General features: G+C 48.9%; 12 protein-coding genes and 10 tRNA genes. 16 read left to right on the forward strand and 6 right to left on the reverse strand.

Features of this window, described 5'->3' with window-relative positions:
- Window positions 1–364: 364 nt before the first annotated feature.
- From IPK01_13985 to IPK01_13995, 3 genes are all read left to right on the forward strand, one after another.
- On the forward strand, window positions 365–565 hold the full coding sequence (locus IPK01_13985) for a hypothetical protein (GenBank protein MBK7934560.1): 201 nt from the start codon (window positions 365–367) through the stop codon (window positions 563–565).
- Window positions 566–775: 210 nt separating this feature from the next.
- Window positions 776–2,185 (forward strand): hypothetical protein, encoded by a 1,410-nt coding sequence (locus tag IPK01_13990; GenBank protein MBK7934561.1) that lies wholly within the window; start codon window positions 776–778, stop codon window positions 2,183–2,185.
- A gap of 38 nt (window positions 2,186–2,223) precedes the next feature.
- On the forward strand, window positions 2,224–3,927 hold the full coding sequence (locus tag IPK01_13995) for a hypothetical protein (GenBank protein ID MBK7934562.1): 1,704 nt from the start codon (window positions 2,224–2,226) through the stop codon (window positions 3,925–3,927).
- Between the two features lie 103 nt (window positions 3,928–4,030).
- Here IPK01_13995 and IPK01_14000 read toward each other — a convergent pair whose 3' ends face one another.
- The 5 genes from IPK01_14000 to IPK01_14020 form a co-directional block, all read right to left on the reverse strand.
- Window positions 4,031–4,663: a site-specific integrase gene (locus IPK01_14000; GenBank protein ID MBK7934563.1), complete on the reverse strand. Its 633-nt coding sequence runs from the start codon at window positions 4,661–4,663 to the stop codon at window positions 4,031–4,033.
- Window positions 4,638–5,108, reverse strand: coding sequence for a hypothetical protein (locus tag IPK01_14005; GenBank protein MBK7934564.1), 471 nt, complete (start codon window positions 5,106–5,108; stop codon window positions 4,638–4,640). The genes IPK01_14000 and IPK01_14005 overlap by 26 nt, the downstream gene beginning before the upstream one ends.
- A gap of 4 nt (window positions 5,109–5,112) precedes the next feature.
- A complete protein-coding gene (locus IPK01_14010; GenBank protein ID MBK7934565.1) occupies window positions 5,113–5,259 on the reverse strand; it encodes a helix-turn-helix domain-containing protein in 147 nt (48 codons plus the stop codon).
- Window positions 5,260–5,633: 374 nt separating this feature from the next.
- Window positions 5,634–5,710, reverse strand: a tRNA-Pro gene (locus tag IPK01_14015).
- A gap of 279 nt (window positions 5,711–5,989) precedes the next feature.
- Window positions 5,990–6,274, reverse strand: a complete 285-nt coding sequence (locus IPK01_14020) for a MerR family transcriptional regulator (protein MBK7934566.1) — start codon at window positions 6,272–6,274, stop codon at window positions 5,990–5,992.
- 164 nt (window positions 6,275–6,438) lie between these two features.
- On the opposite strand from IPK01_14020, the gene IPK01_14025 reads away from it, so the two are divergent.
- The 12 genes from IPK01_14025 to IPK01_14080 all read left to right on the forward strand — a co-directional run bounded on the left by IPK01_14025 (window position 6,439) and on the right by IPK01_14080 (window position 11,389).
- The gene (locus IPK01_14025) at window positions 6,439–6,825 is read left to right on the forward strand and encodes a hypothetical protein (GenBank protein MBK7934567.1); all 387 of its coding nucleotides are present in this window, start codon (window positions 6,439–6,441) and stop codon (window positions 6,823–6,825) included.
- Between the two features lie 1,028 nt (window positions 6,826–7,853).
- Window positions 7,854–7,927: transfer RNA gene (locus IPK01_14030), tRNA-Gln, on the forward strand.
- An 81-nt stretch (window positions 7,928–8,008) separates the two neighbouring features.
- A tRNA-OTHER gene (locus IPK01_14035) sits at window positions 8,009–8,084 on the forward strand.
- 9 nt (window positions 8,085–8,093) lie between these two features.
- Window positions 8,094–8,165: transfer RNA gene (locus tag IPK01_14040), tRNA-Leu, on the forward strand.
- Window positions 8,166–8,257: 92 nt separating this feature from the next.
- Window positions 8,258–8,333: transfer RNA gene (locus tag IPK01_14045), tRNA-Asp, on the forward strand.
- A 75-nt stretch (window positions 8,334–8,408) separates the two neighbouring features.
- Window positions 8,409–8,483: transfer RNA gene (locus tag IPK01_14050), tRNA-Phe, on the forward strand.
- Between the two features lie 199 nt (window positions 8,484–8,682).
- Complete coding sequence (locus IPK01_14055; protein MBK7934568.1) at window positions 8,683–9,027, forward strand: hypothetical protein; 345 nt, start codon at window positions 8,683–8,685, stop codon at window positions 9,025–9,027.
- 321 nt (window positions 9,028–9,348) lie between these two features.
- A tRNA-Lys gene (locus IPK01_14060) sits at window positions 9,349–9,425 on the forward strand.
- Window positions 9,426–9,495: 70 nt separating this feature from the next.
- Window positions 9,496–9,570, forward strand: a tRNA-Met gene (locus tag IPK01_14065).
- An 8-nt stretch (window positions 9,571–9,578) separates the two neighbouring features.
- Window positions 9,579–9,654 (forward strand) — tRNA-Asn (locus tag IPK01_14070).
- A 97-nt stretch (window positions 9,655–9,751) separates the two neighbouring features.
- Window positions 9,752–10,930 carry an RtcB family protein gene (locus IPK01_14075; protein ID MBK7934569.1) on the forward strand — a complete coding sequence of 393 codons (1,179 nt, stop codon included), beginning with the start codon at window positions 9,752–9,754 and terminating at the stop codon, window positions 10,928–10,930.
- Between the two features lie 388 nt (window positions 10,931–11,318).
- A tRNA-Gly gene (locus tag IPK01_14080) sits at window positions 11,319–11,389 on the forward strand.
- Between the two features lie 21 nt (window positions 11,390–11,410).
- On the opposite strand, the gene IPK01_14085 is transcribed toward IPK01_14080, so the two are convergent.
- Complete coding sequence (locus IPK01_14085; GenBank protein ID MBK7934570.1) at window positions 11,411–11,770, reverse strand: hypothetical protein; 360 nt, start codon at window positions 11,768–11,770, stop codon at window positions 11,411–11,413.
- A gap of 191 nt (window positions 11,771–11,961) precedes the next feature.
- On the opposite strand from IPK01_14085, the gene IPK01_14090 reads away from it, so the two are divergent.
- Window positions 11,962–12,528, forward strand: coding sequence for an HNH endonuclease (locus IPK01_14090; protein ID MBK7934571.1), 567 nt, complete (start codon window positions 11,962–11,964; stop codon window positions 12,526–12,528).
- Window positions 12,529–12,572 lie beyond the last annotated feature (44 nt).

Genomic DNA, 12,572 nt, shown 5'->3' on the forward strand with positions numbered 1-12,572 from the left:
AAGACCTGAAAGTTTCCGTTAAGTTTGAAAGCGCTCCCGATGACGGGATTTCAATGCAGAAGTTAGAAGAAACTAAATCCGCACTGCGCGAATTAGGACTCTCTGACGATGTGTCAACCGACTAATTAACCCACCCTCAGCGATCGAAGGGCTTTCTTCTATCTCGCTAGCAATAGCCAGAAAGTAGAAAGCCCTTTTTGTTAATTATTTCCGCCTCGAGTGAACAAATCACTTCTCCGATCCGGCTTAGGTATGAAGGACGGCAAATCGCCGCAAATAAATTCGGAAATGTCGGGGAAAAATGAACAAAGCACATTCGTGATCCGGCATAGGAGTGAAAAGACACATTAGCAGGAGAAAAATTATGAGAACACGCGAATTAACAGAAATAGTCGGACGCCGTGACGCGGAAGCAATCGGTCTTGCGTTGGAAGAAAACTGGAACGACTGGGGCCGTTTCGAACGCTCTGAAGCGACCGCCACAACGTATGCAGAACGACTTCGACGAATTGAAGACAGCTTGCTTGGAATAATTTATGGCGACCAGGATTTAATTTTTGCTTAGTCTGAAAAGGAGATTTTTATGCATTCAGCAGCCCCGCAATAAGCGGTTCAGAATTTGAGGAAAACGACGTCGCAATGTGCAGTGAAGTATCGTCCGTATCCTCTACCACTGTCCATCTTGAACTGGATGTGAACGATCCGGAGTCTGTCCGGGAAATACTTGGCAAAAAGTCGGGAGAGAAAGAACGGAATACTCTCTCAATGCTTAACCGTGGGATTGCTTTCACTTCGCCATGCGCGGGGTCAGGTTGACGCAGACGCGGTTCGTCGCGAAGGTGAACGGATCCTCGGCGATCTCGGAACCTCACTAGAGTCATACCGTGCAAAGATCACCGAGGGGCTCGGCAGTGTCTTGAAGGACTATTTTGATCCGAAGAGTGGCAGTTTTCAGCAGCGAGTCGAACGTCTCATCCAAAAAGACGGTGACCTGGAACAAGTCCTTCGGAGGCAGGTCGGTGCCGAAGGCTCAGAACTCGCAGCAGCATTGGCGTCACATGTTGGAGCAAATAGCCCAATAATGAATGTGCTCGATCCAACGCAGACCGGCGGTATAGTCAACGCAATCCGAATTTCTGCGGAAGAGGCTCTGAAACTCGAATCTGAGAGAATCCTCTCCGAATTCTCTCTCAACAATAAGAGTGGTGCAATGTCCCGCATGATCGCAGAATTGACCGAGAACAACGGCAAACTTACGGGAGACCTTTCAAACCGTATCAATGATGCGATCGCAGAATTCTCTCTTGACAAAGAAGACTCAGCGTTAAGCCGCCTGATGCGCAATGTCGATAAGGCTCAAAAGACAATCACTAACGAATTCTCACTCGATAATTCTGGCTCTTCACTCGCTCGTCTTCGTCAAGAATTGCTTAGTGTGTTCGAGAAGCAGAACGAAATAAATTCGCGATTCCAAAGTGATGTCACATCGGCTCTCGAATCAATGAAAGCCCGACGCCAAGAGTCGTTGCGGTCAACTCGCCACGGCAATGATTTTGAATCGGCTGTGGTCGAATTCGTCACTCTCGACGCTCAACGAGCTTGCGATATCGCAAGGTCAACAGGCTCGACGACTGGACTGATAAAAAACTGTAGGGTGGGTGATGCGGTGATTGAACTTGGTCCGGACTGTATGGCTGCTGGCGTAAAATATGTAGTAGAGGCAAAAGAGTCGGCGAGTTGTGACATCGGAAAAGCAAGGGACGAAATAGAGCTCGCTCGGAAGAATCGAGGAGCCGCTGTTGGAGTATTTGTTTTCTCGAAGAAAACCGCTCCCGCAAACATCGAATCCATAGCACGATATGGTGAAGATGTGTTCGTTGTTTGGGATGCGGACGACTTGGCGAGCGATGTGATACTCAAGACAGCCTTGAGCCTTGCGAAGGCTATATGTGTCCGTGAATCATGTAAGCGCAATGCCGAGGCGGCCGAGTTCGAAGCGATCGATACCGCGATACTCGGGATCGAGAAAGAGGCTAAGCGTCTTGACGACATGCGGCGTTGGACAGAAACTATAAAAGCTAGTAGCGACAAGGTACTGGATTCTGTCCGCAAAATGGCTGATGGTCTGCAGTCACAGGTAGCTAGGTTGCGAGAAGCTGTCGATGGTTTGGATCCAAACGACTGAACACCGAAGAACCACAAATCTGAGCCACGAGATTGGGTATGGAATTTTCGAAAATTCTCAAAAAGATTCAAAAGAAACAGCGAATGCTGCTGAAAGTGATCGCCGTCCGTAACCTGGAACCAGACTCGGATGGTCGTTTAGAGAGGATTGCGTCGGGACTGCGTGATTTTGGACTCGTTGAAGAGACGTCCCTTTCACTATCCTCAACCGGTATTGACCTTTTAGCGAACTTTGGAGATACCATATTTCAGGATATTCAGCTGGATGACGACGCTCTTTTAGATAAGTTGCTCCAAAGGATTGGGACATCATCGGCGCCCAAGATCAAAAAGATCGAGAAACACTTTCTTACCTTTCTTTTCGATGTGCCAATTGCAAAGTCCAACATTCGTGGGGGAAAGAATCTAATACCTCGCCTGCAAAGCTTGGGGGCAATATTGGTTGCAGGCGAAGAAGTGAGTCTCACTGACCTCGGTCGGCACCTCGTTGGAACGGTTTCAGCCATAGCCAAAGAGGAAGCGAGATCCCGATTTTTCACAACAGTCAGCTCAGATGGACGGAGTAAGTTGGCTGATAGGGCGGAGAGATTTCTTGCTCTCTACAGGCACGGATTTACTTATCAGGAGATTGGAGATATACTTGGATTGACTCGCGAGAGGGTCAGGCAGATTCTTAATATAACCCCAAATTTTCCTGCCTATCTACAAGAGCATGAGGAAGGAGAGAGGCAACGTGAACTGCAAAAGGAAAAGGACTCAAAGTGGAAACGCCTGGAAAAAAGTCTCGCCAACCAATTCCCAGATCGGGTTGATGAGCTTTGGGACCGCGAGAAGAATGCAGGGCTTGATCCAACACAGATCTCGTCGCGAAGCGCGTCAGTTGAGATTTGGTGGAAGTGTCCAAAAGATGGTCATTCATGGTTGAAGCGTCCTTGCGATATCGTTGTTAGCTGGTGGCGATCGGGAACATCTGGATGCCCGAAATGTGCCGGGAAGACAAAGAAACCCGTAAAACAGGAGAAACTCGTCGACGCTTATCCTCAGTACGTCAGGCAATATTGGGATTTTGAGAAGAACGAAGCGGATGGATTGGATCCAAACGAGCTGACGCTAGCAAGCAACTGGAAGGCATGGTTTAGATGTCCGAAAGACTCGCATTCTTGGCAAGGCCGAATTCACGCGACTATAAGGCAGCAGTGGTCACGTGGAAATGCAGGATGCCGAGTGTGCAATGGAACAATTGATCGCAAGTTAGGCGAATGGGGAAAAGCTCCAAAGCTTTCCGACGAGTTTCCGGAACAGGTACGCGTTTATTGGGATAAGGAAAAAAATGACGAACTTGGCCTCGATCCATCTGAAATCACTTTGGGATCGTCCAAAGAAGGTTGGTTCCGATGTCCCGTTGACGGCCATCGATGGTCGGCAAGAATCACGGCGATTCGTCAATCGTGGAGTAACGGAAGCAGTGGATGCCCATCTTGTCACGGACGTGCAAAGGGAGAGAGCTTTAACTTGACAGAAATATATCCCGCTTTCATTGCAGAAATTTGGGATTTCGAAGAGAACGAGAACGACGGAATTTCCTATGAAAAACTAACGACAGGTTCTGGTAAAACTGCTACCTTCTATTGTTCACAACACGCAACACGATGGAGCGAGCCAATAAAGGAGATTGTCAGATACTGGGAATTAGGAAAAAATGGATGCCCAACGTGTACGAAGGGCCGCAAGATTAAATTCTGATCAAGATCTCGTTCTAATCCCTTGTGTTCCATACAGTTTTCTCGCGGCTGCCCCTATATTTCAATCCAAAAACTCTACATAGTCAGTAAAGGATCGACTCTTCTTAGCCCAGATTCGCATTGTCAAGCCGTTTTACTGCTTCCAACATCAGATCGGCATCAGTCTCGGCGTAAATGTTTGTGATGCTCATGTCGGAATGAGCGAATAGATTTTGAACTATTAGCGGATTAGTGTTCCTTCGAATAAGTTCACTAGCGAAATAGGTTCTTAGGTCGTGGAAGTGATAGTTTTCTTCACGAGTTCCATCCGGCTTGTTGATTTTTGCTCGAATCAGGACTGGGTGCCATCGTTTGCGGAAATCGACGATTGGAAAGGGCAACTGCTTATCGGCAATCAAATACCGCAGAATAGATGTCGCGGTTGCGTTGATCGGAACGGATCTAGGAGGCCGGCCTTTCGAACCAATAACCCACACCCTCTGATTCTCGAAATCAACCACATCCTCGTTCAAAGCCAGTAGTTGACCTCGGCGCAACGGCATGTTAACGGCCAATTGGACAAGCCTGTAGAGTAGCTGATCGGATTCAAGTTCCTTCCAAAGAGCTTTCTTCTGCTCGGTCGTAAGTAGGCGCTTTCTTGGCGGTGGTTCTGGTAGGGCCTTCACATACTGCATTGGGTTGCGATCAAGAACGTCCTCTTCACACGCGAGACTAAAGATCTTCGACAAAGTCGACATGATTCCTATTGATCGAGGACGGAGATATCGAACTTTTCTTTTTTCGCTGGTTTTTTCCGTACTGAAGTTTATTCCTGCAATCGCGACAATCCTGTGGCGTAATGGTGTGCAGAGGTTGATCCTTTAGGTGTTTCAAAAGAAGTCTTATGTAAAGATTCTTCGCTCCCTTATTGACGTTGTTTTGCTCTACATACTTTCGATAGGTTGTGTCTACAAAGTCTCCAAAAGTTACAGTCGTATCTGCTTGTCCGAATGATCTGTCGAAGAGTTGCTTGACCAGTTGGCGCTCGGCGAGTTCAGCTTCTTCCTTGGTCCGCGCTGTCGGAATAACCTGATGAATGGTCTTATGCCCTTTAACTCGTCTGTATACCCACCAGCGAGCTGCCGCATACGCCGGATGCTTAGCGTTTATCCGCTTACCGTTATATTTCTTAAAAACTGACATACACTTAGTAATTCGCTAACCAGGCATCCACCTCAGTTCTGTTAAAAGTTGGCCGGCCAACTCCGTGGAACGGTAAACCATTTTTTCGCATCCATCGATTGATCGTTGCTCCCGATTTCTTCAAATACTTCGCAACTTCGGACTTCGTCATGATCTGCGGCGGCTGAGATGAATGAATAGCTTTTCGATGGCCCCGCGACGGAGGTGTCGATCAAGCGAATCAGCTCTTCTTTTTCTATCGTGATAATTTCAACCATTTCCTGAACCTCCGATCACCAGTTGGCAAAAAATGTGCCTCGCCAAAAAGCCATGAAAATAGACAGCAACCGCCACAAAAGTCGCGAAAACGCGCCATTCGACGCAGTTTTGAACCACACAAAGGATGTTTATAAACCAGCCTGATCAAGAGTGATGATCTTTGAGAGTTTTGAGCTGAAAAAAGAGGACAAAAAGAATACTGCAACCAACCTGCAACCAAGTCAAAAAAATGGGGCTTCCAGCAATCGCTGAAAGCCCCATGTTTATTGGTCGGGACGGCGAGATTTGAACTCACGACCTCTCGCACCCCAAGCGAACGCGCTACCAGACTGCGCTACGTCCCGAAATCGAATGTTAAGATTATTGTTACGGAAGCGAAAGTCAACCACGCCCGGTGTTAGGCATGCGTGTCAGGCGGTGATTTAAGCATTTCACGCAGTTCGAGCAACTGGACGCGAGTACCTTTCAAGCGCTTCCCGCTGATGGCCGCTCAACTCAGCATCGCAGGAGGTGCAGCAAACGGAAGGAGGTTCAAGATCCAGTTGGCCATCAAATAAAAGAGGTGAGTCTCCGAACGGGTTTGGGTGCTTCAACGACCATTTGCTATTGGGGCACGAACCGGTTCAGCAGTCCCTAGGCTTATTACCTTCACGCGCTTCTATCTGCAGCCGTTTGATCGCTCCGGCGATCGTGAACATTTCTTTGTACAAAGCTGTTTGATCCTCAAATGCGATCTCGACATCACGCCGGCGATAGCTCCGCTGGCCACTCTTATTCTTCTGCGGCGAGAGCATCGGAAACTCAGATTCCCAATAACGCAGTACATGGGCCTGCACACCTACGAGTTCGCAAACTTCGCCGATCTTGAAGAAGAGCTTTTCCGGAATTACCGTAGTTTCTTGTGCCATTGCAGTCTGTTGGGTGTGTTAAAGTTTTGTATAAGTAAACAGCCGTTATTGTATGTGTTTATTATAGTTGTGTCAATACTGATATGAGCCAGAGCGAGTTTTGACTTCATCAAAACATTAAGAACAAATATTCGCTTGGCCGAGTTGGCGATGACTGTGCTGTATTGCCGAAAGATGGCAAGACAGATCTCTTGGTGACTGCCGATATGCTGGTCGAGGACATTGATTTCCGGCTCGATTGGACGACTCCCGAATTCCAGGGCCATAAGGCTCTTGCCGTTTCATTGTCAGATATCGCCGCTATGGGTGGAAAACCGGTGTGGTCATTGCTCTCCATGGGCGTTCCCGAAACCTTGTGGAAAACTGATTTTGTCGATAGATTTTATGAAGGCTGGTTCGCCTTAGCTCGGAACATTAACGTTGAACTCGTTGGGGGGGACGTATCACGAACGCCTGATAAAGTAGTAATTGATTCGATCGTCGGAGGCGAAATTGAAAAAGGCCGTGCAATACTGCGTTCGACCGCAAAGCCGGAGATGCGATCTTCGTAACCGGAACACTCGGCGGGGCCGCCGCTGGGCTGAACTGGTCGAAAATGGTGCCCGGATCAGCAAGGAAATTCTGACGACCTTTTGCTAAAGCAGCTACAACCACAGCCTCAGGTAAAGTATGCTAACCTATTGCAATCACTAGACCTAGCAACCTCGATGATCGATCTCAGCGATGGGCTCTCGTCAGACCTCAACATATCTGCAACGCGAGCGTTGTCAGGGCATCTTTACGCTCCGAAAGCTTGCCGATCAACCGTGACCTGTCCATTCATTTCGCCGGCCAAGAGTGCTTAGACATGGCCCTCAATGGCGGCGAAGATTTTGAGCTGCTTTTTACCGTTTCGAAAAAAAATATTTCGCATCCGAATTTGGCCGGATTTACACATATCGGCGAGGTCACTGCAAATGCTGGAAAAAAGGCTACCAACATTTCTAGGCAATTTTGAGACTTTTCGAAGATCCGTGCAAAAAATCGCTTGACAAGCGTTTTTAAGCTGTGTTTATACTTCAACTCGCTCGCACTGCGAGTCGAAACTTTTGGAGTTAATTTTTATGATTCGGAATTTAGAACATACATTTGCGACAACCGCATGGGCAACTGGCCGTGATATAAGGCAGTGTTTTGTCATGCGGAGCAATGTGTCTATGTCTCGATAGTATGAATTATCAGCCCAAACCGAACGGCACGGATCGTTCGTTGCAACCAGATTGATCTTGCGGGAGCGGCGTTTCCGCTCCCGAAACATCGAAAGTAAAACGACAACGTTTTCACGTTTTTTAGGAGCGGTTACGCCCGGGATATTAGAAGCCCGAGAGTAGCCGCTCCTTTTACTTTTGATGTTTGAAAACTGAATAGCCTATTGCAGTGGTCAGGGGCCGGTGGTCAGTGATCAGTTCTATTTCCTGACCACTGTCCACTGACCACCGGCCACTTTTTATTACGCGGACGCAGTTTAACGGAATTAGAGCAGCTCGCTACGAACGAGCAGGTTGTAGGTTCGAGTCCTTCCGTCTTCACCAATTTCTTTTCCGGGGTCGTCTAACTGGCAGGACGTCTGGCTTTGAATCAGAAAATACAGGTTCGAGCCCTGTCCCGAAGCCAACACGACCTTAGATTTTGGATTGCCGATTTTGGATTTAGAAACGAACCCAAAATCTAAAATCCCCAATCCAAGATCAAAAACAGAGCGTTCCGCGGCGGCCATACGGGCTTGTTTTGAAACAAATGTTCGCAGGTTCAAATCCCGCCGCTCTGACCATCTTTCTCAAGCACGCGTGGCCAATTCGTAGGCATCTGTCTTAGAAACAGAAAAGTGAGAGTTTGAATCTCTCCGCGTTTACAAATCGAGTGGGGACGAATGCAAAGCCGTCGAGCAAGCAGTTTTTCGAACTGTTCCAGGCGGGTTCAAATCCCGACGTTCCACCCAATTTCGGGGCCGTGGCAGAAAGGCGTGTGCACCTCCCTGTCGAGGAAGACGATGACGGTTCGAGTCCGTTCGGCCCCGCCATTTCCATTTTGGATTTAGGATTTTAGATTTTGGATTTCAATCTGAAATCGAGAATCCTAAATCCAAAATCAGTTCGGACGTTTAGCTGAGACAGATCAGCGTCGGTTTGAAGAGCCGAAGAGCTTGGTGCGATACCAAGAGCGTCCACCATTTCAGAACCACCCGCCGAAGCGCGTGGTTGAACGCATAACAAATTCAATTCAATGAGGAGAAAACCAAAATGTTTGTACTAAAGAGTCCAAGAAAATCTGCACCGCTCGCGACGTGACCGTTCCGCTTTTCCTAGTTAGCTGAACAAATGTCGCGATCTATCAACATTTTTCAGCAATTTATCAACGAGGAAAAGAAAATGAGCAGGAAATTTCACGTTCGGGAACGCACGTTTCTGAATCTGCATGCCGACATGCGGGCATACATAATCGCCATCGTCGAAGACACGCGGCACATACATTCGTGCTGCCGCAATCACCGCTATCACGGCGAGATCGTCCTAAAAATGTCCGACTGTTTTGACGATATCGCTCTCGATTTCGACCTTTCGAATAAGGACGAACGCGAGAACAGCCTTTTCAAGATCCGAAAGATCGTCGAGGTTTTGACAGCATTTCGCGATGCTCTTGAGATCGAAGCTGCGTCTTTCGAAGATCGGGAAACGGTAAATCTCCATGAACGGGCAATGAGTGCCGTTCATTAACACTATCTTCCACAGCTCACCGGCCGTTCTGCCGTGGAACGGCCGGCAAATAACAGTCTTACCCATACAAACGCGTCCGCCGCATACGGCGAGGACGTTCGAACAAGTAGACAATTTCTGTCTCTTCGCTTAACAGCTTGCTTGTCCGATCGTCCGCTGATGCCGTCACGCGGCCGCGTTTGCCCTCATCAGTGTCTGTAGCCCGCACGTAAGTAAGGGCTTAACTCAGGTAAATACGACTCAATCGGAGCGAGAGCACCTGCCCGTGAGTGGAATCTAAAATATCTTGAGCCCTTACTCACTTGCGGACTACGGACAAAGCGATCGGTAGCAAAGTTGGTCAAGGCACTCGCCTTTTAAGCGAGGTACCGCGGGTTCGAGTCCCGCCCGATCGACCAAAACTGGAACGCGGGCATCCTGCCCCCCAGCGGACACACGTGCGGGCAGGCATGCCCGCACTCCTTATACTGCAGTGTAGTTCAATGGGAGAACAACGGTCTCATAAACCGTGAGATGAAGGTTCAATTCCTTCCGCCGCGACCATTTTTCATTGGCAGGTAACTCAGTTGGTAGAGTACCCGACTGTTAATCGGGTTGTAGCGGGTTCGAGTCCCGCCCTGTCAGCCATCTCATTTTGTTCCGTGAAACACGTTTGTGTGAGGTGGAACGGAACAAACTTTTACACAGCCAACTCACACGCACTAACATATCAAAAGGAGGATTTATGCCACATAACAAACTAAATATCAGCGGGGCGAAGGCCGAAGTCCTCTCGTGGGTCTCGCACGGGCTGACTTTTGACGAAGAAAATATGCTCCGCAACGTATCGCGGCTGCCTTGTATTTACAAGCACGTCGCACTCATGCCGGACGCTCATTTGGGTAAAGGCTCGATGGTCGGTTCGGTCATTGCGACGAAAGATGCCGTGATCCCGGCGACTGTTGGAGTCGATATCGGATGCGGAATGATGGCGGTTAAGACGCCGTTCAAGAGCGGGATTCTCGACCGTAAAATGGCCGAGTTTCGCCACGAGATCGAGCGTACAATTCCCGTCGGATTCAACTGGTATAAGGAATCGGTCGACGACGCTTCGCGTTGGGACGGCTGGAACACGTTTGACGATCTGCACGCCGGGATCCCAAAACTTAAGCGCAAAGCGATGGTTCAGCTCGGAACGCTCGGGGGCGGCAACCACTTTATCGAGGTTTGTCTCGATACTGAGGACAACGTCTGGCTGATGCTGCATTCCGGTTCGCGAAACATCGGCAAAGAACTTGCCGAACGTCACCTCGCGACCGCGAAAACGCTGCATCGTCTGAACGAACTGCCTTCGCCGGATCTGGCGTATTTCGTACACGGCACGGACGAGTTCAAAGCCTACTGGCACGACCTCGACTGGGCTCAGGGTTACGCGATGAAGAACCGCGAGATCATGATGAAGCGTCTGCTCAAGTCGTTCAACCGAATGTTCAACGGCGATAAGGCGTTCCGTCGTGAGATCACGCTGAATTGTCATCACAATTACGTCGCGGTCGAAGAGCATTTCGGCGACAAGGTCTATATCACCCGAAAGGGTGCGATCAACGCCGCCGAAGGCACGTTCGGCATCATTCCGGGCTCGATGGGAGCGAAATCGTTCATCATTAAGGGCCTTGGAAACCCGTTGTCGTTCAACTCTTGCTCGCACGGTGCGGGCCGCAAAATGTCGCGTACCAAGGCAAAGTCGAAATACACCATCGACGACCTCGCCCGTCAAACCGCCGGCGTCGAATGCCGCAAAGACAAAGGCGTAGTCGACGAGATCCCCGGTGCCTACAAAGACATCGATGACGTAATGCGAGCCCAGTCCGACCTAGTCGAGGTCGTAGCGGAGATCAAACAGGTCATCTGTGTTAAAGGATAACCACATTCGTGGTCACAAAGAGTGATTAAAAATGGGTTTCGCCGAAAGGCAAAACCCAATTTCTTGCTCAGTGTTTTGATCTGGCCAAGTACGCTTTCTCACGGGAATTCCAAGTAAGATGGCCAACAAACAGCCCGCACAGAAAATTTAGAACCAGCCGCAAAGTAACATTTGCGATATTTTGTGCGTCGTTAAACGCTAGGTTTAAAACGACTGACGGTCCGGTCATTACTAGACACCCAAATATAGCAAAACCGGCAACATAATGGGCCCTGCCTGTGAGCCGTTTGGTGGACCACTCGGCGACTCGACGAGTCCGTTGTTTAAGCCAAAATTCTCGATATTTTGTAATGACGTTCGCCATTAGATGATTCCTAATCTAGCAACCTTCGTCAGGTTGGTTCAAGACGTCTGCTTTCCAAGCAGAAGACGCCGGTTCGAATCCGACACGATGCTCCAACTCCTTACCCGACCCAGACCTCAAGTGATCAATGGCTGCGCGAGCTGGACCAGAAGCCGGTTCACAGAGTCACGTGCGATCGAACGGGGGATGAGGGCCCGGACGCCGCCGGATTCGATAGTGATTTCTTCGGGCAACAGGAAAAGCGTGAATATTCGATTGAAGAGTGAACCGTAAACCCAGACCTCAAGATGAACTCCCGCCTCGTTCTGAGTGATCTCGAGTTTTGTCGGCAGGACGATCCAGCCGTTGCCCTTCTGATAGCGGCGTTTTTCGCCAAGGTCTTCGATCAGGTTAAATCCCTCGCTTACGGCCCAGCGTTCGACTGCCGGCCAAATATTTGTTGGAACTGAAAATTGGCGAATTGTTCGTGAATTCATAAGATCCTCTATAAAAAGCTCTTGTAGATACGAAAACGAAAATAATTTAATACATACGCATATCTTTTGTCGAGAGCCGCTAAATTGCCTGACATATGGTTTTACTTTTCTGTTACGCAACAAGATATAGTCCTTGCGTTTAACACCGTTTGATATTACATTACCAAAAGAATAATAAGGAGGAGTGAGTGTTGCTAACTAGTCGTGTTTTACTGTTGAATTTTTCGTACGAGCCGCTCGGAACCGTGGGCGTGGCTCGTGCTGTTTGTTTATGGTTTCGCGGAGCGATCACTGTCGAAGAAAACGACGGCGACAATGTTCTCCATTCCCCTTCGACAACCTTTCCAGTTCCGTCGGTCGTTCGTCTACGTCATTATGTACATGTTCGTCGAAATAACCGCGAAACTACCATGAAACGTGCCCGCATCTACATCCGCGACCGTTACCGGTGCCAGTACTGCGGTGAGCACAAACATGCTAAGGAATTGACGCTCGATCACATCTTCCCGCGTGCCCAAGGCGGCGAAAGCACACCGCACAATCTGGTGTCGGCGTGTGTAAAGTGTAATCAGCGAAAAGGAAACCGTACGCCTGAACAGGCCCGTATGCCACTCTTGACTTCGCAAAAACTGCTCCGTCTCGGCCTTGATCATGTACTTCTGTGTCATTACGCGGAAAACCGACCCGAATGGCGTAAGTACTTGTTCATGGACGAATTTGACGCGATCCAGGAAACAAACGAAGCAATGGCTGCGTAGTTAGTTTTAGGCTATTTAGTTATAAGTAAGCGGAATGATCGAGA

The organism is Acidobacteriota bacterium, from assembly GCA_016713675.1.
Taxonomy (GTDB): Bacteria; Acidobacteriota; Blastocatellia; order Pyrinomonadales; family Pyrinomonadaceae; genus OLB17.

Bases quoted from the DNA above. Each gene is read 5' to 3' on its own strand.
- IPK01_13985 (MBK7934560.1), top strand. From the start codon at position 365: ATGAGAACACGCGAATTAACAGAAATAGTCGGACGCCGTGACGCGGAA.
- IPK01_13995 (MBK7934562.1), top strand. From the start codon at position 2,224: ATGGAATTTTCGAAAATTCTCAAAAAGATTCAAAAGAAACAGCGAATG.
- IPK01_14000 (MBK7934563.1), bottom strand. From the start codon at position 4,663: ATGTCGACTTTGTCGAAGATCTTTAGTCTCGCGTGTGAAGAGGACGTT.
- IPK01_14005 (MBK7934564.1), bottom strand. From the start codon at position 5,108: ATGTCAGTTTTTAAGAAATATAACGGTAAGCGGATAAACGCTAAGCAT.
- IPK01_14010 (MBK7934565.1), bottom strand. From the start codon at position 5,259: ATGACGAAGTCCGAAGTTGCGAAGTATTTGAAGAAATCGGGAGCAACG.
- IPK01_14020 (MBK7934566.1), bottom strand. From the start codon at position 6,274: ATGGCACAAGAAACTACGGTAATTCCGGAAAAGCTCTTCTTCAAGATC.
- IPK01_14055 (MBK7934568.1), top strand. From the start codon at position 8,683: ATGAGCAGGAAATTTCACGTTCGGGAACGCACGTTTCTGAATCTGCAT.
- IPK01_14075 (MBK7934569.1), top strand. From the start codon at position 9,752: ATGCCACATAACAAACTAAATATCAGCGGGGCGAAGGCCGAAGTCCTC.
- IPK01_14085 (MBK7934570.1), bottom strand. From the start codon at position 11,770: ATGAATTCACGAACAATTCGCCAATTTTCAGTTCCAACAAATATTTGG.